Annotated in this window: 19 protein-coding genes and 1 pseudogene; 7 read left to right on the plus strand and 13 right to left on the minus strand. The window is 66.6% G+C overall.

The window, feature by feature from the left end; all coding sequences use genetic code 11:
• Window positions 1-48: 48 nt before the first annotated feature.
• Window positions 49-684 (minus strand): PE family protein, encoded by a 636-nt coding sequence (locus tag AC5Y46_RS08750; protein WP_499990724.1) that lies wholly within the window; start codon window positions 682-684, stop codon window positions 49-51.
• 308 nt (window positions 685-992) lie between these two features.
• On the opposite strand from AC5Y46_RS08750, the gene AC5Y46_RS08755 reads away from it, so the two are divergent.
• Window positions 993-1,319, plus strand: a complete 327-nt coding sequence (locus tag AC5Y46_RS08755) for a PE family protein (RefSeq protein ID WP_499945897.1) — start codon at window positions 993-995, stop codon at window positions 1,317-1,319.
• Here AC5Y46_RS08755 and AC5Y46_RS08760 read toward each other — a convergent pair.
• On the minus strand, window positions 1,285-1,980 hold the full coding sequence (locus tag AC5Y46_RS08760; RefSeq protein WP_499990725.1) for a response regulator: 696 nt from the start codon (window positions 1,978-1,980) through the stop codon (window positions 1,285-1,287). The genes AC5Y46_RS08755 and AC5Y46_RS08760 overlap by 35 nt on opposite strands.
• Window positions 1,962-3,665 (minus strand): sensor histidine kinase, encoded by a 1,704-nt coding sequence (locus AC5Y46_RS08765; protein ID WP_499990727.1) that lies wholly within the window; start codon window positions 3,663-3,665, stop codon window positions 1,962-1,964. The genes AC5Y46_RS08760 and AC5Y46_RS08765 overlap by 19 nt, the downstream gene beginning before the upstream one ends.
• Before the next feature lie 87 nt (window positions 3,666-3,752).
• Here AC5Y46_RS08765 and AC5Y46_RS08770 point away from each other — a divergent pair, with 87 nt between their 5' ends.
• Window positions 3,753-4,658: an NAD-dependent epimerase/dehydratase family protein gene (locus tag AC5Y46_RS08770; protein ID WP_499990728.1), complete on the plus strand. Its 906-nt coding sequence runs from the start codon at window positions 3,753-3,755 to the stop codon at window positions 4,656-4,658.
• Between the two features lie 33 nt (window positions 4,659-4,691).
• On the opposite strand, the gene AC5Y46_RS08775 is transcribed toward AC5Y46_RS08770, so the two are convergent.
• The 4 genes and pseudogenes from AC5Y46_RS08775 to AC5Y46_RS08790 form a co-directional block, all read right to left on the minus strand.
• Window positions 4,692-5,447 carry an SDR family NAD(P)-dependent oxidoreductase gene (locus tag AC5Y46_RS08775; RefSeq protein WP_499990730.1) on the minus strand — a complete coding sequence of 252 codons (756 nt, stop codon included), beginning with the start codon at window positions 5,445-5,447 and terminating at the stop codon, window positions 4,692-4,694.
• A gap of 131 nt (window positions 5,448-5,578) precedes the next feature.
• A complete protein-coding gene (locus tag AC5Y46_RS08780) occupies window positions 5,579-5,848 on the minus strand; it encodes a hypothetical protein (RefSeq protein ID WP_499990731.1) in 270 nt (89 codons plus the stop codon).
• Window positions 5,849-5,935: 87 nt separating this feature from the next.
• Window positions 5,936-6,127 (minus strand): annotated as a pseudogene (locus AC5Y46_RS08785) (nitroreductase/quinone reductase family protein); the annotation flags it as partial.
• Window positions 6,128-6,319: 192 nt separating this feature from the next.
• Window positions 6,320-7,324: an NADP-dependent oxidoreductase gene (locus AC5Y46_RS08790; RefSeq protein ID WP_499990733.1), complete on the minus strand. Its 1,005-nt coding sequence runs from the start codon at window positions 7,322-7,324 to the stop codon at window positions 6,320-6,322.
• Between the two features lie 260 nt (window positions 7,325-7,584).
• Between AC5Y46_RS08790 and AC5Y46_RS08795 the strand changes: the two genes are divergently transcribed.
• Window positions 7,585-7,791: a hypothetical protein gene (locus tag AC5Y46_RS08795; protein ID WP_499945888.1), complete on the plus strand. Its 207-nt coding sequence runs from the start codon at window positions 7,585-7,587 to the stop codon at window positions 7,789-7,791.
• A 96-nt stretch (window positions 7,792-7,887) separates the two neighbouring features.
• Here the strand turns inward: AC5Y46_RS08795 and AC5Y46_RS08800 are convergent, their stop codons facing one another.
• From AC5Y46_RS08800 to AC5Y46_RS08815, 4 genes are read right to left on the minus strand one after another with little or no spacing between them, the layout of a single operon-like run.
• The gene (locus AC5Y46_RS08800) at window positions 7,888-8,697 is read right to left on the minus strand and encodes a glycoside hydrolase family 16 protein (RefSeq protein ID WP_499990737.1); all 810 of its coding nucleotides are present in this window, start codon (window positions 8,695-8,697) and stop codon (window positions 7,888-7,890) included.
• Window positions 8,698-8,749: 52 nt separating this feature from the next.
• Window positions 8,750-9,937 carry a PPE family protein gene (locus AC5Y46_RS08805; RefSeq protein WP_499990738.1) on the minus strand — a complete coding sequence of 396 codons (1,188 nt, stop codon included), beginning with the start codon at window positions 9,935-9,937 and terminating at the stop codon, window positions 8,750-8,752.
• Between the two features lie 23 nt (window positions 9,938-9,960).
• Window positions 9,961-11,148 carry a PPE family protein gene (locus tag AC5Y46_RS08810; protein WP_499990739.1) on the minus strand — a complete coding sequence of 396 codons (1,188 nt, stop codon included), beginning with the start codon at window positions 11,146-11,148 and terminating at the stop codon, window positions 9,961-9,963.
• Window positions 11,149-11,178: 30 nt separating this feature from the next.
• On the minus strand, window positions 11,179-11,478 hold the full coding sequence (locus AC5Y46_RS08815) for a PE family protein (protein WP_499990740.1): 300 nt from the start codon (window positions 11,476-11,478) through the stop codon (window positions 11,179-11,181).
• A 763-nt stretch (window positions 11,479-12,241) separates the two neighbouring features.
• Here AC5Y46_RS08815 and AC5Y46_RS08820 point away from each other — a divergent pair.
• Window positions 12,242-12,514 (plus strand): hypothetical protein, encoded by a 273-nt coding sequence (locus AC5Y46_RS08820; RefSeq protein WP_499990741.1) that lies wholly within the window; start codon window positions 12,242-12,244, stop codon window positions 12,512-12,514.
• Window positions 12,515-12,517: 3 nt separating this feature from the next.
• Here AC5Y46_RS08820 and AC5Y46_RS08825 read toward each other — a convergent pair whose 3' ends face one another.
• The gene (locus AC5Y46_RS08825) at window positions 12,518-13,156 is read right to left on the minus strand and encodes a cutinase family protein (protein WP_499945882.1); all 639 of its coding nucleotides are present in this window, start codon (window positions 13,154-13,156) and stop codon (window positions 12,518-12,520) included.
• A gap of 242 nt (window positions 13,157-13,398) precedes the next feature.
• Here AC5Y46_RS08825 and AC5Y46_RS08830 point away from each other — a divergent pair, with 242 nt between their 5' ends.
• The 3 genes from AC5Y46_RS08830 to AC5Y46_RS08840 all read left to right on the plus strand — a co-directional run bounded on the left by AC5Y46_RS08830 (window position 13,399) and on the right by AC5Y46_RS08840 (window position 15,917).
• On the plus strand, window positions 13,399-14,196 hold the full coding sequence (locus tag AC5Y46_RS08830; protein ID WP_499945881.1) for an enoyl-CoA hydratase-related protein: 798 nt from the start codon (window positions 13,399-13,401) through the stop codon (window positions 14,194-14,196).
• Window positions 14,197-14,233: 37 nt separating this feature from the next.
• Complete coding sequence (locus tag AC5Y46_RS08835) at window positions 14,234-15,031, plus strand: DUF1906 domain-containing protein (RefSeq protein WP_499990744.1); 798 nt, start codon at window positions 14,234-14,236, stop codon at window positions 15,029-15,031.
• A gap of 130 nt (window positions 15,032-15,161) precedes the next feature.
• Window positions 15,162-15,917: an STAS domain-containing protein gene (locus AC5Y46_RS08840; protein ID WP_499990746.1), complete on the plus strand. Its 756-nt coding sequence runs from the start codon at window positions 15,162-15,164 to the stop codon at window positions 15,915-15,917.
• A 52-nt stretch (window positions 15,918-15,969) separates the two neighbouring features.
• Here the strand turns inward: AC5Y46_RS08840 and katG are convergent, their stop codons facing one another.
• Entirely contained in the window at window positions 15,970-18,210 is a 2,241-nt protein-coding gene (gene katG, locus AC5Y46_RS08845) for a catalase/peroxidase HPI (protein ID WP_499990747.1), read from the minus strand.
• Between the last annotated feature and the right edge of the window lie 48 nt (window positions 18,211-18,258).

The raw sequence follows: 18,258 nt of genomic DNA on the forward strand, positions 1-18,258 counted from the left end.
GCGTAAGAGTGCGTGGCCTGATGCAGACCCGACGCGCGAACGAGTCCGTCAGATCAGGCGCTGACCGTCGGCTCGGTCGTCGTCGCCGTCGCGCCGATTGTCGTCCGACTCGTCGGCCGGTTCGGTGGCCGACGCCAGTCCCGGCTTGGAGGAGCCCGTGGCCGGGGTGCCCGCACCCATCCCGCTGCCCAACGGGGCGGCGCCGCTCATTGCCGACGTCCCCGCGCTGGCCGCCGCTGACGTCATCGCGGACTCTTGAGCCAAGCCGGCTACCACCGGAGTGGTTGCGGCGGCGCCCAATTGGGGCTGCACCGCCGCCGCGCTGGCCAGTCCGCCGCCGCCCGATCCGGCCATCGATGCCAATCTCGACATGGGGCTGGAACTGAATGCCAAAGCGCCCGCAGCGATGTCGTCGGATTCCCCGTACATGCGCGCGATGTCGGTCAACGCGGTGCCGGTCCGCATCAGCTCCTCTTGGGCCGCCGCGTTGGACGCCAACATGGTGGCGGCCTCCTGCGCGAACGCAAGCACCGCCTGCATCGAGACCTCTTCGCCGCCGGCGGGCACCAACCCGCTCAACACCGACATCGCCGCGGTGGAGCCCGCGCTGATGCCCTGGCTGCCGATGTCGACCAACTGCGAGCCGATGTCACCGGCAGCCGGGTTGTGGGACATGGAATCCATTGCCATCTGCGTGCTGCTCCTGTGCTCTGTGCGCGGGTCACCCATCATCACTCGACCGTGCTGGACAACACGTCAATTCTAAGCCGCCCGGACCGGCCCGAATGCACGTTTTCCGGTCCATGAGCACAATGCGCAAAACCAGGTAATCGTCGCTTACTCCGACTATCGCCCACAACCGCGACAGCTTTGTGCCGCCGCCCTAGCTTCGACTTCACGAGCAGCAGGTGCGACGCGAAACGAACAAGCACCCGCCGATGGCGGTGTCACCGGTTTCGCACTGCGGGGGCGCAACAACGAGGAGTACACCAATGCAGACCATGACATTTCATCCGATCGTCGGGGATATCGGCGCGCAGGTCGTCCAGATCGGTATCAGTTCCCTACAGGCCGGCGACCAGGCGTCGATGTCGGTGACCGGTCTCGCGCCGGCCGGCGCCGACGAGGTGTCGGCGCAGGCGGTGCTGGCGTTTCATGCCGAAGCCGCCGCGATGCTGGACCTGAACAGGGCGGCCCAGCAGGAGCTCATCCGGGCCGGTGCGGCATTCACTCAGATCGCGCAGACCTATACCGACGTCGACCAGCTGGCCGCCGATTCTCTGGTTATCCCGATGTCCTATCCCTGGGCCGGCGATTAGCAGATTCGACCGCCCTGAATTCTTGTTCGGGACGTCCGGTGGTCCCGTAGCGCAGCCCGACGCTGACCTCCCCGGTCGTGGCCAGCGATGCCAGATACCGCTGCGCGGTGGCTCGCGAGATGCCGATCGCCGCGGACATCTCGGCGGCCGACATCGGCGCTGTCGTAGAGCGCAGGGCTTGCAGCACAAGCTTTTTGGTGGGGGAGGCCACGGAGGTGGACGGCTGCGCGGCAGTCACCCTGGGCCGCAGCGCGTCCAGTGCGGCATCCACGTCGCCGGCGGCCAGGTTGGGACCGGACAGGATCTTCCGGTAGCGGGCGTAACCGGCGAGGCGGGCAGCCAGTTCGGTGGTGGCGAACGGCTTGACCAGATAGCTCACCGCGCCCGCGGCCAGCGCCGCGCGGACGGTTTCGGCTTCGGTGGCCGCCGTCAAAATCATGGCGTCCCCGCGCAGTTCGCGCACGAAGTCGACGCCGGACCCGTCGGGCAGGTACACGTCGACCAGTGCCAGGTCGACTGCTGGGGCCTCGCGTGCCGTGGCGAGCGTGTTGACGCGGGCGGCTACGGCGAAACCTGGCATCGCGTCGACGATTCCGGCGTGCATGTTGGCGACCCGGAAGTCGTCGTCTACCACCAGCACGGTCAGGTCTGCGCCGCCCACTGCTCCTCCTCGGTCATCACGCCCGGTAGCCGGGCAATGAACTCCGCGCCTCGGAGCCCTTGTCCTGCAGCCGGATTGCCCGGACTGGACAGCCGAAGATCACCGCCCAGGGCACGACTGATCTGACGCGACAACGCCAGTCCGATACCGCGCCCGCCCGGTATCCCCGAATCCGGCTTCGTCGAGGTGCCCTCGGTGAACAGTTCCTCGACGAAGTCGGCCGCGACACCGTCACCGCTGTCGGCCACCGTCACGTGCAGCGTCGAACCCTCTTGCAGCAGTTCGACTTCCACCTCTTTGACCGGGTTGTCACTGGTCCGGGCGGCGTCGATCGCGTTGTCGACCAGGTTGCCCACCACGGTGGTGACATCCACCGGCAATTCGAGCCGGCCCGACACCCAGGTGTTGGCACCGATGACCAACGTCACCCCGGCTTCGCGGGCGGTCGCCGCCTTGGCCGCCAGGAATGCCTGCAGATGCGTGTCGCGGATGGAATCGATACCGGGCACCGCCGATCCCAGCGGGCCCGACCCGAGCAGTTCCTCCAGATACTGCAAGCCCTCTTCGACGTGGCCGGTGTGCAGCAACCCGTTGAGCAGATGCAACCGGTTGGCGAATTCGTGGCGCTGGGCGCGCAACGCGGTACTCATCACCTGCACCGCGTCGAGCTGGCGGGTCAGTGATTCGACGTCGGTGCGGTCGCGGACCACCAGCACGGTGCCCAGTTCGCGTCCGTCGCGGTGCACCTTGCGCGCCGAGACGACGACGATGCGCTGACCGACGGTGGCCAGCGTCGGTGCGGTCGGGGTGTGTTCGGACGCGACCTCGACGACATCGAGAACCCTTGGTGTCAAACCGATTTCGCTGATATTGCGGCCGAGCTCGTTGGTGATCTGCAGCAATCGGCACGCCTCGTCGTTGACGAAGGTGATGGTGCCGGTCTGGTCGGTCGCCAGCACCCCCTCGCCAATACCGTGCAGCACCGCCGCCTGAGTGCGCACCAGTTCGGCCATCTCAGCGGGCCGCAATCCCAGCGTCAAACCCCGCCACCGCCGCGCCAGCGCGACCGAGCCGATCACTCCGATCAGCAGGGCGGCGCCACCGAGCGGAGCGAGCACGCGCAGGTTCTTGGAGAATTGTTCGTCGAACGCCCTGGTGGAGACGCCGACGCTGACCATGCCCAGCACCCGGTTCGTACCCGCTTCCAACACAGGGACTTTGGCGACGATCGAGCGTCCCAGGGTGCCCGATTCGTGAACCACCTCTTCGTGTCCGGCCAGCGCCTGACCGGGATCGGTGCTGACCCGGCGGCCCAGCTCGTCGCGATGGGGGTGAGCCAGCCTGATGCCGTCGACGTTGGTGATCACGACGAACAACACGTGGGTGCGCTGCTCCACCCGGGAGGCGACGGTCTGCAGCGGGCCCGCCGCAAGCTCGTTCACCGTTGCGGGGTCCGTCGTCACCTGAGTGTCGTCGTAGCGCCGGATGTTGGTCAGCACGGTCGGGGACGAAGCCACCACGCGAGCGATATCCATTGCGTGCACGCCGTATTGCAGATCCAGGCGGTGCCGGTTGAACTGAGCGAACAGCACGAAGGCGACGATCAGCGTGAGCGTGACCAACACCAGTTGCAGCAGCAGTACCCGGCTGGCGAGCCGCAGGTCGATGCGCCCCCGGGTGGGCATGGGGGGACCCTACCACGGGTGCTGAGCAGAATGCGCAAAAGTCACCGGGGACGCGTCCTGGCTACCGAGGTCACCTACCATCAGCCCATGCGTGACTCGAAGATCCTGATCACCGGGGTGACCGGCCAGGTCGCCACTCCGGTCGCCCTGGCCCTGGCGCCCGACAACGAGGTCTGGGGTATCGCCCGGTTCACCGACGCGGCTGCGCGCAACCGTCTCGAGCAGGCAGGCGTGCGGTGCGAGACGGTCAACCTGGCCGCGGGGGACTTCAGCGCGCTGCCCGCCGACTTCGACTACGTGCTCAACCTGGCGGTGGCCAAGAGCGGCCGCTGGGACAAGGACCTGGGTGCCAATGCCGAATCGGTCGGCCTGCTGATGGCGCACTGTCGCGACGCAAAAGCGTTCCTGCACTGCTCATCTGCCGCCGTCTACGATCCGCCCGACGACGAAGTGCGCACCGAGCGTGCCGCCTTGGGCGACAACCACAAGCCGCTGTTCCCCACCTACTCGATCTCCAAGATCGCCGGCGAGACGGTCGCCCGCACCACGGCGCGCATCCTCGGCGTACCCACCACGATCGCGCGACTCAACGTCCCCTACGGCGACAACGGCGGCTGGCCGTTCTACCACATGGAGATGATCCTGGGCGGCAGCCCGATCCCGGTGCCACCCGGCGGCGCGGCGTTCTACAACCCGATCCACCAGGACGACATCATCGCCACCATCCCGAAACTGCTTGCCGCGGCTTCGGTTCCGGCCGTGACGGTGAACTGGGCCGGCGACCAGATGGTGAGCATCCAGGAATGGTGCGGCTATCTGGGCACGCTGATCGGTCGGGAACCGGTGTTCAGCGAAAGCGCCCAGGCGCTGCGCGGCAATCCCGTCGATGTGACCCGACTGCACGAACTCATCGGCGGTGGCAGCACGGTCGACTGGCGCGACGGGTTACGCCGGATGGCGGCCAAGTTCCACCCGGACCTGGTGCAGGTCTAGCGATCCCGGAAACAGTCGACCGCCGGCTGGAAGTCACATCACCGCGCCGCCGTTGACACCGAGCACCTGTCCGGTGATGAATCCCGCTTCCTTTGAACACAGGAAACCCACGGCGGCGGCGATGTCCTCCGGAGAACCCATGTGGCCCATCGGGATCAGTTTGGCCAACTGCTCGGGTGAGCCGAGTTTGCCCTCGGCCTGGGACTGGCGCGACATCGGCGTGTCGATACTCGACGGCGGCACATTGTTCACGGTGATGCCGACCGCGGCATACTCGTTGGCCAGCGACTTCGTCAAGGTGATGACCGCGCCCTTCGCCGCCGCATAGTGCGCCATGTACGGGCTGCCGCGTTGCGCGCTCGACGACGAGATCATCACGATCCGGCCCCACTTGGCGGCGACCATGTCCGGCAGCGCCACCTGGCAGCAGTGAAATGTTCCGGTCAGGTTGATGTCGATGATCTCGGCCCACGACTCGACGGTGATGTCGGCGAACGGCGAGAAGGTTGCCTTGCCGGCGCTGGTCACCAGAATGCCGATAGGCCCCAGTTCGGCGCGCACCCGGGCGAAGACGCTCTCCACACCGGCCCGGTCGGTGACGTCCACCTGGACACCCAGCGCGGCAACGCCCGCCGACCCGAGGTCGGCGGCGACGCGCTGCGCGGCAGCGCCGTTCACATCGAGCACGGCGACGCTGTGGCCGCGTTGCGCCAGTTCATGACAGGTGGCTTCCCCTATACCCGAGGCTCCGCCGGTTACCACCGCTATGCGACTGCCCGTCCCGGTCAACGCCTCACTCCTCACGAATCATCTTCTGCCCCTAGGCTCTTGATTTGTCGACGGTAGCCTAACCTCTGGGTCGAACGATCCGACGACCAATGGTCCCGAGCCGAAGCCCGGGACCATTTGTCTGTTGTGCGTCAGATCCGATGGGATTCGGGGCCGTTGAAGTAGCGGTTCAGAAAGCCGATCGCGCCGGCCGCGGCGACCGTGCCGACGACGAGTGACACCACGATGTTGAAGGCCATCGGACCGACGAACCAGCCGAATGTCATCGAGACGTAGAGCATCCAGAGCAACCGGAAGAACGAACCGGCGGCCAGCACGGCCAGGCTGATCCCGATCCACAGGCTGCGCTGCCGGTCGACGCGGTTGATCTGCTGCTCGATGCCGGCGGGGACGATGTTCATGGCGGTCTTCCTTTCGTGGCGCGGCGCCTCGTTGGCGTCGTCGTTGCGCCAAGTACAGAGCCGCCGGACCGCTACCGATCCCAAGAATCAGATCCGCTGCAGTTCGATGACCGGGATGAACCCGCCGAACCCGGGTGCCCGCTCCACGATCCGTGGGTAGACGGCGTCGCGTTCGTCGCGAGGCAGCTCACGGGCCCGCACATCGTAGGCGTCGGTACCGATTTCGATGTGCACGTCCGGGTGCGCGCGCAGGTTGTGTAGCCATGCCGGGTCGACGTCGGTGGGTCACGGGGCGGGTTGTCGCATCTCGGCCTGGAACACACGGTACTGCTCGGCGCGACCGGGCCGGCGGCGCACGATCAACTTTAATCTGCCGAGCAGACGCAAAAACCCCTAAATCGTCGGCAAAAAGGGGGCTTTTGTGTCTGCTCGGCCAAGGTGGGTGAGCAGTAGGTCGGCATGACGATGCCGCTAGGTGATCTTCACCATCAGCTTGCCGACGTTCTGGCCGTCGAAGAGCATGTTGATCGCGGTCGGCAACTCCTCGAAGCCCTCGACGACGGTTTCCAGCGGCGTGAGCTTGCCATCGGCGATCAACCCGCCGATTTCGCTGATCGCTTCGGGAGCGCGGCCGAAATGGTCCAGCACGATGAAGCCCTGCACGGTCGCGCGCTGGATGAGCAGGTTGCCGAACGCGCGTGGCCCGGGCGGCGGATCGGCCTCGTTGTAACCCGAGATCAAACCGCAAAGCGCAACGCGCGCACCGATATTCAGCCGCGCGAAGACGGCGTCCATGATGGGGCCGCCGACGTTCTCGAAGTCGACGTCGATGCCGTCGGGCGTCGCCGCGGCCAGCTGCGCGTACCAGTCGTCCGTCTTGTAATCGACTGCGGCGTCGAAACCGAGTTGTTCGGTCAGCAGCGCGCACTTCTCCGGGCCCCCCGCTATGCCGACGACGCGGGCACCGTCGGCCTTGGCGAGCTGACCGGCGACCGAGCCGACCGCGCCCGCAGCCGCCGACACCACTACCGTCTCGCCCGGTTTCGGCTTGCCGATGTCGCGGATACCGATCCAGGCGGTCAGCCCGGTCATGCCCAGCGCGCCCATGTAGGCGCTCGGAGAGACGCCGTCAGCAACGTGGACCGGCATCAGCGGCATGGTGTCGGACGCGACCACATATTCCTGCCAGCCGACCAGGCCCTGGACGGTCTGCCCCACCGGGTAGTTCGGGTTGTTGGAGGCGACGACCTCGCCGATACCGCCCGCCCGCATGACCTCCCCGATGCCGACGGGCGGCAGGTAGGTCGGCACATCGGTGATCCACATGCGGTTCGTCGGGTCCAGCGAGATCCAGTCCACCCGAACCAGCGCCTCGCCCTCGCCAATGTCGGGGACGGGTTGCTCGTCGGGTTCGAAGGTGTCCGTTCCGATGCGTCCGGTGGGGCGTTTGTGCAGGAGAAAGCGTCGGTTGGCCATGCCCCGAACGGTACCCATGCGCGTTCGGCCACGTTGTCACCGGTGAGTGTTATAACGCTGTGCATGTCACGGCCGAACCCCAACCTGTTGGTCCGACGAGCGCTTCCTGTGATGCAGATAACTGCCGAGTTGCAAATTCACGGCAAATTCTCATCTTCAGACACGGTTAGGTCACAGCTTTGCTGGGCATCCTTGCGAAACAGGCGACAAAAACACCCGATTTTCGCTTATGCGTGCTAATCGGAGAGGAGCTGACAATCATGGCGAAGGCAGCCGAGGCCAAAGTGATTGACCTCCAATCGCACCCGCTGTGGACGGCAGCTCAGCGCCGGGAACGCCAACTCGAAGCCGCTATGCGGCGCCACCCGGCATATATCGGCAGGCAGCGCGCACTCGCGATGGGTCACGACGTGCAGGGCGTTACCCACAGGCCTCGGCGCTACGGTACCGACGACGCTCCGGCCTGACGATTTCGCACGATTTTCGCTTTCGACCCCCATATTCGACACTTGTCGTATTGAACGCGCTGAGGATTCCGGCGTGGGTTTGCTGAAGTATTTCCTCTACCAGACCCGCACGTAGTCGACGAGCATCTGCGCCGGATAGGTCCCGGGTCCCGGGTCACCGCCACCGGAGCCCGCGACCGCGAGGTTCAAGATCGGGAACACCTGGTATCCGGGATTGTTGAACGGCCAATCCGCCATCGAGTGAGCGGCGACGGTGAAGTAGGGCGCCGCACCATCGGCATAGTCCTGCCAGAAACGCATGCCGGCGTCGTCCCACTGGACCCGCCAGGTGTGCCACCCGCTGTCGACCGCGATGTTGTGCGTCTGCCACTCCGAGCCGTTGGCCTTGGCGTGCACGGTCGTCGCCGAGGGCCACTTGCCGTTTCCATACCATTCGACGATGTCGATCTCACCCTGAGCATCGCTGGACAACCAGAATGCGGGCCAAGCACCGGCGGTCAGGCAGTCGAACTTGATCCGGGCCTCCCAGGTGTGCCCGATGCCGCCCTGCCACGGGCTGAAGATCTTGCCGCCGTAGTAGGTGTCGCCGTCCTTGGCGGCCCGAATGACGAGGTTGGAGTTGCCGTCGATGAACACGTTGCGCCGGTCGTCGCGGTACTGCCCGACACGCTCGGGCTGCTCCCAATAGGTCGGGTCCTTCATGGTCTCGCGTGCCTTCGACACCGTCCACTTCGACGGATCTGGCGCCGAGCCGGCCGGTCCGTCGAATTCGTCGTGGAAGATGTAGGGCCCCGAGCCGCCGCTGGGCGCTGCCGAGACCTTGGGGGAGGGGACTGCGGTCAGCGCGGCCGCCCCCGTCATCAGCCCCGTCATCAAAAGCATGCGGCGACGATCTATTTCGCGCATAAGCAACGCACCATAGCAGCCGCGCCGAACCTCGGGAAAATCCGCGAACCGCTCAGCCGGCCGCCGGCGGTCGGGTCATGAACGTCAGTCGGTGCCCGTAGGACGGCGTCTTGCGACCGTTCCCGGCGTTGATGAACTGGCCGAACGGCGGCGCCACCGGCGTGTTTCCGACGACAGCACCTTCCGCCGCGGCCGGGACCGCGCCCGCGCTGCCGGCCGCGGTCGCCGCCGGGGTCGCCGAGCCGGTCGCAGAGGTCCAGCTCACCGGCACCGACAGCCGGCCGAGCGGAACCGACCTGCCCAGACCGGCGGTCACACTGCCGACCTTCGATCCGATGTTGCCCGCCGCAGACCCGGCGGCCTGAGCCGCACCGGCGGCCGCCTTGGCCGCGGGTGCCAGATTGTTCGCGAAGGTGTTCAACGCGATGGGGGCGCTGGTCGCCTGCCCGAAAGCCTGACCGGACTGGAACACGCCCTGCAGTGCCTGCAGATACGGTTGGATGTACTTGCTGTAGAGGGGGACCAGGTCGTCGAGCGGCGTATTGGCGATCAACCACTGATCGATTGCCGTCTGGTTGATCGGCGACGACAGCGTCTTGAGGACGTCGGCGACCCTGGTGTTGATCGGGTTCATCACGCTGGTGAGCTGGTTCTGCAACGACGTCACCTGTGACTTGAATGCCGCGAGGGTCTGGTCGATCACCGCCAGTGGGTCGGCCACGTCGGCCGGCTGCGGCAACTCCGTCAGTTCCGTCGCCGCCGCCGAACTGCCCGCGTAGGTGTACATCGCGGCCGCGTCCTGAGCCCAGAACTCGGCGTACACGGCCTCGGTCGCTGCGATTGCTGGGGTGTTCTGACCCAGAAAATTGGTCGCGACCAACACCGCGAGCAGGGCACGGTTGGCCGCGATCACCGGCGGCGGGATGTGCGCCGCGAACGCCGTCTCGTATGCGGCCGCCGCTGCATAGGCTTGGCTCGCCGTCTGTTCAGCCTCCACCGAACCGCTGTCCAGCCAGGCGATGAACGGCGTCACCGCCGAGAGCAGCGCCGCAGACGAGGGCCCCAGCCACGGGCCACTGGTCAGTTCGGTGATGACCGACCGATGACCGGACGCGGCGGCCTGCAGGTCCGCGGCCACCCCGCTCCATGCCGCCGCGGCGGCCAGTAACGGACCCGACCCCGGTCCGGCGTATATCCGTCCCGAATTGATCTCGGGCGGCAAAAGGCCATAGTCGACCATGGTTTGTCCCCCAGATCCGACCGCTAGCCGGCTGCCGGCGGCTTGGCCATGACCGACGGCTTGAATCCGTAGGTCGGCTGGTTCCGGCCGTAGCCGCCGTTGAGGAACTGTCCGAACGGCGGCGCCATCGGGAAGCTGTTGGCGCTCTCGACGCCGGCCGGGATCGCCGACGCGACGCCGGGGTTGAGGGTGGACTGCCACGGGACCCAGCTGGCCGGGGCCGACAAACCGCCGATCGGAATGGCCTTGCCGAGCGTTGCAGCCGCACCGGCGGCGGCCTGACCTGCGCCGGCCGCAGCCTGGCCCGCGTTGGAGGCGGCAGCGCCGGCCGCCGACGCCGCGCCCTCGGCGGCCTTGGCAGCGGACGCGGCCGGCTTGGCGAAGTTGGCCGCCGCCACCAGACCATTGGTGACCTGACCGAAGGACTGGGTGGACTGAATCCCGGATTGCAGCGCCTGCACGTACGGCCCGATGTACTTGCTGTACAGCCCGACGATGTCGTCCAGCGGCGTGTTCTGCACCAGGAACGCGTCGATCGCCTGCTGGTTGATCGGCGTCGACAGCGTCTTCAGCACATCGCCGACCCTCGGGTTGATCTGCGCCAGCACCTGGTTGACGTTGGTGTACGCGGAGTTGTACTCCGACTTGAACACCGCCAGCGCCTGGTCGACCAGGCCGTAGGGGTCCGCCACCTCGGCCGGCGCCGCCAGCTCGGACAGCTGGGTCGCCGACGACGCGCGACCCGCATAGGCATACATCGCGCCAGAGTCCTGGGCCCAGAACTCGGCGTACTGGGCCTCGAGCTGCGCGATGGCCGCGCTGTTCTGGCCGAGCAGGTTCGTGGCGGTCAGCTCCTGCACCAGGGCCCGGTTGCCCGCAATCAGTGGCGGCGGGACGCTGGCCGCGAACGCCGCGTCGTAGGCGGCCGCTGCCGCGGCCGACTGACTGGCGGCCTCGGCTGCCTGTTCGGCGCTGCTGCTCAACCACGTCACGAACGGGGAGACAGCCGCAACCAGCTGCGCTGAGGCCGGTCCCAGCCAGGGGCCGCTGGTCAGGCTCTCGATCACCGAACGGTGTCCGGCCGCGGCCTCGCCGAGGTCAGCGGCCAGGTTGCCCCAGGCGACCGCCGCGGCCACCAGCGAACCCGCACCCGGGCCTGCATAAATACGCCCGGAATTGATCTCGGGCGGCAACAATCCGTAGTCCACCATTGCTATGACTCCCTAGATGTCCGAGGCTGACTAGCCCGCTGCCGCGGCGTTGGCAGCTTCGGTCTCCGCGTACGAGCCGCCGCTGGCCGAAAGCGTCGCCGTCAACGTGGCCTGGATCCGGGCCGCCTGGGCGTGCAGTTCCTGGAACCGGGTCGCGTGGGTGGCGAACTGCGCCGCGGTCAGGATCGACACCTCGTCGGCAGCCGCGGGAACCACGCCGGTGGTCGGGGCGGCGGCCGCCGCCGTCCCGATGTTCAGCGCCGCGCCCAGCGACTGCAGGTTGCTGGCGGCCGCCGTCAAGTGCTCTGGATATGTGCGAACGAAAGACATAGGATTTCCTCCAACAAGCATTGGGAAAATTGCACACGCACACGTCTGTGTGTTGCGTTGTTATTTCGACACGGTATTGACTCTGTGCCGAACCGTCCCAACGTGTCCGTCCCACAAATGGACGCTGATCTTGATGTTTTCACAACATTCATCCTGATTTTTAGTCACATGCACTTCATAGAATTAAGGCAGCTGTTGCCGAGGGCGGGATGCGGGCACGGAAAGAACGGCGGCACCGGCGCGGCGCAACCGTCCCGCGGTCCGGTTTGTCCTGGAATGCGCCGCCCAGACGCCGGCCGCGCGAAACGACACCCGCCCGGCTGCGCTGAATCAGCTTGTCGGTGACCGTCTTTCGCGGAATGCCAGCTTCGACGCGACCGTCTGCGGCCGGGCCACACCCGATCCGTGCCGCCGTCAGCAGGACTCCGACTCGTCGATTGGAGGGGCCTGTCGTAGCGGGTCGCGCCGGGCGACCCGTCCCGCCGGACGCACCCCCGCCGCAACGGCACCGCGCGGCTCTATAGCACAGCTATCACGGATAACTGAAGAGATTTCCGCACGACGAACATATGAGGCTCGCCGGCAATAGTTGAACTCAGGGTGAGGTTATCTCTTTCCTGTGCCGGCCCGGCTCTTCGCCGGTCTCGGCTTTTATTTTCAAACTGATTTTAGGTTGCATTCCATTACCGCGAGCGCGACTTTTTGGCCGAGGTGTATCTGGCATGTGACCTCGACGCGACCGCAACCGAGCACGCTGTTGAGCATGGCGGCGTTTGTAATCGGTTTTGCGCTGCTGACTGCGTTGTGCACCGGCTACCAGTTCGGCCGGCACGCCGGCGCGAGATCGCCGGCCAGGAACAGAGCACCGTCCTGGCAGCAGCGCACCAGCCGGCTGGCCCTGGGCAGAACCGCGGGGAGCCTGGTCGTCCTGGTGCTGGCCCGTCGTCTGCAGCGCAGCCTGCGCGCCCGGCGCATGCTGCCCGCGGCTATCGGCAGGCGCGGCCGTACCGCGCGGCCCCGGCCCAGATGGCGGTAGCGGCTACAGCTTGCCCGCTACGAAATCGGCCGCCTCGTTGGCCATCCCGTCGGCCACATAGGCACTTGCGAGGTGCGCCGGCCAATTCTGCTTCCACGTGTTCGGGTCGGCCGGATTACAGATCGGGTCGGCGCCGTGACAGAGCTCGATGGTCCGGTCGTTGTAGACCGGGTTGAAGTTGGTGATCGGCCCGACCCATTGGCTGCCGTTGCCGAACAACGCCACCGCGGCGATGTGCTGCTCCGCCTCGGGCGGCAGGGGACTGTCGAACCCGAAGGCGCTCATGGGAACCGCGAGCACCACATCGGTGACGGCGGCACCGAGCGAGTAGCCGCCGAGCACCAGCCGGGTGTTCGGGCAGTTGTTGACCATGTACTGGATGTGCCGGCTCATGTCATTGGCGCCGACGTCGACCTCGGTGTCCGCCGGATACTTAACGGCGTACGTGCCCATGCTGCGACCGCCCACCTTGGAGCTGAGCGCGTTGATGAACGCGTTGCCCAGGACGCCGGTGCCCGGCGACTCGAGTCGGCCGCGGGCGAAGACGACCTCGATCTGTGGACAGTTCGCGGCTGCCGCTGACGGCGGCGCGACCAGCGCGGCGATGGGCAAGACCACGCCGGCCGACAGCAGGGCGGCCACGGTCGCGAGCACCGCGAGGCCAAGATCAACCGATTTCCGGGCATTTTCTCGACGCACAGCAAGATGGTAGCGACTCGCACCCGACCCGCGCGCGGGTTGATTCGAGATGCACAGCACACTGGCGTTCTGCCGGCTGTCGGCGATACTTGTCCGATGCCCGACGACGACGCTCCCGCCGTCGAATCTGCGCGCGGCAATCGACCAATCGCACTGCAGCACAAACTTTTACGATAGGCGGACGAATGACCGAACCTCACTTGAGCTACCAGCGCGATGGTGACGTCGTCATTCTCACGATGAACAATCCACGTCGCAAGAACGCACTCACGCCGTCGATGCTCACCTTGATGGCGGCTGCCTGGGACGAGATCGACGCCGACGACGGGATCCGGGCGGCGATCCTGACGGGGGCCGGCGACTCCTATTGTGTGGGCGGCGATTTGGCCGACGGGTGGATGGTCGAGGCCGCCAAGCCGTCGGATTCGGCGCCGCCCAAGGATGTCGGCACGATCATCAGCGAGGGCCTGCTGCTCAGCCGGTCGCTGGCCAAGCCGCTGATCGCGGCGGTCAACGGGCCGTGCCTGGGCGGCGGGTGTGAAATGTTGCAGCAGACCGATATCCGGATCGCCGAGCAGCAGGCCGTCTTCGGATTGCCGGAAGCCAAGTTCGGGATGATCGCCGGCGCCGGATCCACCGTGCGACTCAAGCGCCAGATCCCCTACACCAAGGCCATGGAGATGATCCTGACGGGCGATCCCCTCACTGCCGAGGAGGCTTACCACTTCGGCCTCGTCGGACATGTCGTGCCCACCGGCCAGTCACTGGCCAAGGCACGCGGGATCGCCGCGCGCATCGCCGCCAATGGTCCGTTGGCCGTCCGCAATGCCAAGGCGTCGATCCTGGCCAGCGGATGGCTCGACGACGCAGACGCCCGCCGCATCGAGCGACGCTTCGTCAGAGAGGTCATGCGCTCCCAAGACGCCAAGGAAGGGTTGTCGGCGTTCGCCCAGAAGAGGTCGCCGAACTTCTCCGGGCATTGACCGGGTGCTGCGACAACAGGCTTGTTACCATCGCGCCGTGCACGATTCGGCTGAATCACCAGGTAGGCACCTTCATGCGCGTTCGGTGACCCGACGCGACGCGTTCCGGTACGCCGCCGCTCCGGTATTGCTCGGCCTGGGGACGTGGGCCGCCACTCAGAACCCACCGAAGGCGTCGGCGGCCAGCGGCCAGTTGATCGATTTCGCCGAACGCCGCATCCCACCCGAGGAGATCAAGGCCGCCGGCTACGACGGGGTCGTCAACTACGTGTCGACGGAGCGGCCCGGCGCGCACTTCGAAGCCAAGCCGATCACCCGCCAGTACGCCGACTCCCTGCGCGCCGCCGGTCTGCACATCGTCAGCAACTTTCAATACGGCAAGCCGGGCTGGGTCGACTCGCCGTCGGACTACACCCGCGGATATGACGGCGGCGTGGCCGATGCCCAGACGGCGCAGAGCCTGCACGCGGCCGCGGGCGGCCCACCGTCGGCCCCGATCTTCTTCAGCGTCGACGAGGACATCGACCAGAACACCTGGAACACCGTTGCGCTGCAATGGTTTCGAGGCATCAACTCGGTACTCGGCGTCGGCCGCAGCGGCATCTACGGCAGCTACCAGGTATGCGGCTGGGCGATCAGAGACGGTGTCATCGGAAACTCGACCACCCCGGGCCACAAATGGGCATGGCAGACGATCGGGTGGTCGCACGGCCAGCGCGAGCCGGCCGCGGTGTTGTATCAGCGAGTGCTCGAAGGTCCCGTCCTCAACGGCATCAAAGTCGACGTGGACGACATCCTGGCGGCTGACTACGGGCAGTGGGACTTGACGCGCTGATCGGCCCCGCGCCGAACATCGTTTGCTGACATCGCATCCGGCAAGCTCGATCGACAAACGGCCGTTGCCACAGGTAGGACGCCCGGTGCAAGATACGCACAGGTGGTGGTTCTGGGCCAGGGGGCGCAGCTTGGGCATTCATAGTCGACTGGAGCTGACGCCGTCCGTGCGCGACGACGTCACCCTGGTCACCGCTGTAGGTGTGCTCGACAGCACCACGTATCTGCGGCTGCGGGATTACCTGGTCAAGACCGCCGTCGACGAGCCGGTCGCGGTGGTGGTGGACGTGTCCGAACTGGAGGTGCCGGCCGCCTCGGCCTGGATGGTGTTCCTCAACGCCTACTGGCAGGTCAACGTCTGGCACGAGGTGCCGATGGCGCTGGTCTGCTCCCACCAGCAAGGTCGCGACGCGATCCGGCGCAACGGTTTGACGCGGTATCTGACGGTTTATCCGTCGCTCACCGAAGCCGTCGCCAACGTGCCCCGCGAGAGTCCGCTGCGGCGTCGCGCGCACGTCGAGTTGCCGATCATGCCGGACACGGTGGCACGGGCCTGCAGTCTGGTCACCGACTGGCTCACCCGATGGTCGAAGTGCGAGTTCATCCCCGCGGCCACGACCGTCGCGACGGTGTTCTTCGAGGATCTGATCAATCAGCGTTCCGGCGGCTGCGCGAAGCTGCGGCTGGAAACCAACGGCGCCAGCGTCACGGTTGCCGTCGACGACCCGGATCCCACGCCCACGCAACTGCGTCATATCTGTACAGCCGTGCCCGGCGCGTCAGGCGTGGAGGTCCTGCGGGTCCTCAGCCGTGAGTGGGGGAACACTCCCACCGACTCCGGAAAGACGGTGTGGGCGGTCATCGGTCCGGCCAACCACGTCTGCTGAGAAAGCGACACCCCGCGAGCACGTGGCCCGCGGGGTGCCCTCTCGCCCCGAACTAATTCAGGTCGAACCGGTCGCTGTTCATCACCTTGACCCACGCTGCGACGAAGTCCTCGACGAACTTGCCCTGATTGTCGTCCTGCGCGTACACCTCGACCAAGGCCCGCAAGATCGAGTTCGAGCCGAACACCAGGTCGTTGGCGGTGGCGGTCCACCTGAGTTCGCCGGTCGCCCGGTCGGTGCCCTCGTAGACGTTCTCCGCGGTCTCCGACGGCTTCCACTGCGTACCCATGTCGAGCAGGTTGACGAAGAAGTCGTTGGTCAACACGCCGGTCTTGTCGGTGAAGACGCCGTGCTTGGTGCCGCCGTGATTGGCGCCCAGGGCACGCAGACCACCGATGAGCACCGTCAACTCCGGGCCGGTCACCCCCAGCAGGTAGGCACGCTCGAGCAGCAGCTGCTCGAGTGGCGCCTTCTCGCCGGGGCGCACGTAGTTGCGGAACCCGTCGGCCTGCGGTTCGAGCACCGAGAACGACTCCACGTCGGTGTTCTCCTGCGTGGCATCGGTGCGCCCGGGCGCGAAGTGCACCGAGATCTCGTAGCCGCCGTCCTTGGCCGCCTTCTCCACCGCCGCGGACCCGGCCAGCACAATCAGGTCGGCCAACGAGATCTTCTTGCCGTCCCCGGCAGAGGCGTTGAAGTCCTGCTGAATCTGCCCGAGGACCGCCAACGTCTGACCCAGCTCAGCCGGCTCGTTGACCTCCCAGTCCTTCTGCGGCTCCAGCCGAACCCGCGCCCCGTTCGCCCCGCCGCGCTTGTCGGTGTTGCGGTAGCTGCTCGCCGACGACCACGCCGCCTTGACCAGCTGGGGGACCGTCAGACCGGAGTCCAGAACCTTGGCCTTCAGCGACGCCACATCCTGGTCGTCCACCAGAGCGTGGTCGACCGCCGGAACCGGGTCCTGCCACAACTGCGGCTCGGCAACCCAGGGCCCGAGGTAGCGCGAGATCGGTCCCAGATCGCGATGCAGCAGCTTGTACCAAGCCTTGGCGAAGGCCTCGGAGAGCTGGTCGGGGTTCTTCAACCAGCGGCTGGTGATCTCGCGGTAGATCGGATCCTCGCGCAGTGAGACGTCGGTGACGAGCATGGTCGGGTTGCGGCCCGGGCCACCGAACGGGTCGGGGATGGTCCCGGCGCCGGCACCGTCCTTCGCGGTGTACTGCCAGGCACCGGCGGGACTCTTGGTCAGCTCCCATTCGTAGCCGTACAGCGTCTCCAGGAAGCTGTTGTCCCACTTGGTCGGGGTCGGTGTCCAGACCACTTCCAGTCCACTGGTGATGGCGTCCTTGCCCACGCCGCTGCCGTACGAGCTTTGCCAGCCCAGCCCCTGCGCCTCGATCGGGGCCGCCTCCGGCTCGGGTCCCACCAGGCCGGCGTCGCCGGCACCGTGCGTCTTGCCGAAGCTGTGGCCACCCACGATCAGCGCGGCGGTCTCCTCGTCGTTCATGGCCATCCGGCCGAACGTTTCCCGGATGTCGTGCGCGGCGGCGATCGGATCCGGCTTGCCTTCGGGCCCCTCGGGGTTGACGTAGATCAAACCCATCGTGGTCGCGCCGTACGGCTCGGCGAGGTCACGCTTACCGGAATAGCGCTTGTTGGTGCCCAGCCATTCGTCCTCTTCGCCGAACAGGATCTCTTCGGGCTCCCAGACATCCGGACGACCGAACGCGAAGCCGAACGTCTCGAATCCCATCGACTCCAGGGCCACGTTGCCGGCGAAGACCAGCAGGTCTGCCCAGGAGATCTTGTTGCCGTACTTCTTCTTGACCGGCCACAACAGCCGGCGCGCCTTGTCCAGGCTGGCGTTGTCGGGCCAGCTGTTCAGCGGCGCGAACCGCTGCAGTCCCTGGCCGCCGCCGCCGCGACCGTCGTAGATGCGGTAGGTGCCGGCCGCGTGCCAGCTCATCCGGATGAAGAAGCCGCCGTAGTGGCCGTAGTCGGCGGGCCACCAGTCCTGCGAGGTGGTCATCACCGACGTCAGGTCGGCCTTGAGCGCGTTGACGTCGAGCTTGGCGAACTCCGCGGCGTAGTCGAAGTCCTCGCCCAGCGGGTTGGACTGCGGCGAGTGCGGGTGCAGCTTCGACACATCGATCTGATTGGGCCACCAGTCCTGGTTGGTCCGCGGCGCATCCGACTTCGGCGTGGGCGAGGGGATCGCCGGGTTCTCGCTCTCGCTCGTGCTGGCGGTTCCCGCGTCGTCGTGGGGTGGGCGGCTGTCGGACGTATCGGATGACACAGCATTCCTTCCGGGTGTTAGGTGAAACGGGCAGTGATCACGGTTGTG

The organism is Mycobacterium sp. NGS59 (genome assembly GCF_059812345.1).

Coding starts and splice junctions, on each gene's coding strand:
- AC5Y46_RS08820 (WP_499990741.1), top strand. CDS start 12,242: ATGGCGGCGTTTGTAATCGGTTTTGCGCTGCTGACTGCGTTGTGCACC.
- AC5Y46_RS08755 (WP_499945897.1), top strand. CDS start 993: ATGCAGACCATGACATTTCATCCGATCGTCGGGGATATCGGCGCGCAG.
- AC5Y46_RS08780 (WP_499990731.1), bottom strand. CDS start 5,848: ATGAACATCGTCCCCGCCGGCATCGAGCAGCAGATCAACCGCGTCGAC.
- AC5Y46_RS08800 (WP_499990737.1), bottom strand. CDS start 8,697: ATGCGCGAAATAGATCGTCGCCGCATGCTTTTGATGACGGGGCTGATG.
- AC5Y46_RS08815 (WP_499990740.1), bottom strand. CDS start 11,478: ATGTCTTTCGTTCGCACATATCCAGAGCACTTGACGGCGGCCGCCAGC.
- AC5Y46_RS08765 (WP_499990727.1), bottom strand. CDS start 3,665: ATGCCCACCCGGGGGCGCATCGACCTGCGGCTCGCCAGCCGGGTACTG.
- AC5Y46_RS08770 (WP_499990728.1), top strand. CDS start 3,753: ATGCGTGACTCGAAGATCCTGATCACCGGGGTGACCGGCCAGGTCGCC.
- AC5Y46_RS08805 (WP_499990738.1), bottom strand. CDS start 9,937: ATGGTCGACTATGGCCTTTTGCCGCCCGAGATCAATTCGGGACGGATA.
- AC5Y46_RS08795 (WP_499945888.1), top strand. CDS start 7,585: ATGGCGAAGGCAGCCGAGGCCAAAGTGATTGACCTCCAATCGCACCCG.
- AC5Y46_RS08790 (WP_499990733.1), bottom strand. CDS start 7,324: ATGGCCAACCGACGCTTTCTCCTGCACAAACGCCCCACCGGACGCATC.
- AC5Y46_RS08830 (WP_499945881.1), top strand. CDS start 13,399: ATGACCGAACCTCACTTGAGCTACCAGCGCGATGGTGACGTCGTCATT.
- AC5Y46_RS08810 (WP_499990739.1), bottom strand. CDS start 11,148: ATGGTGGACTACGGATTGTTGCCGCCCGAGATCAATTCCGGGCGTATT.
- AC5Y46_RS08750 (WP_499990724.1), bottom strand. CDS start 684: ATGGATTCCATGTCCCACAACCCGGCTGCCGGTGACATCGGCTCGCAG.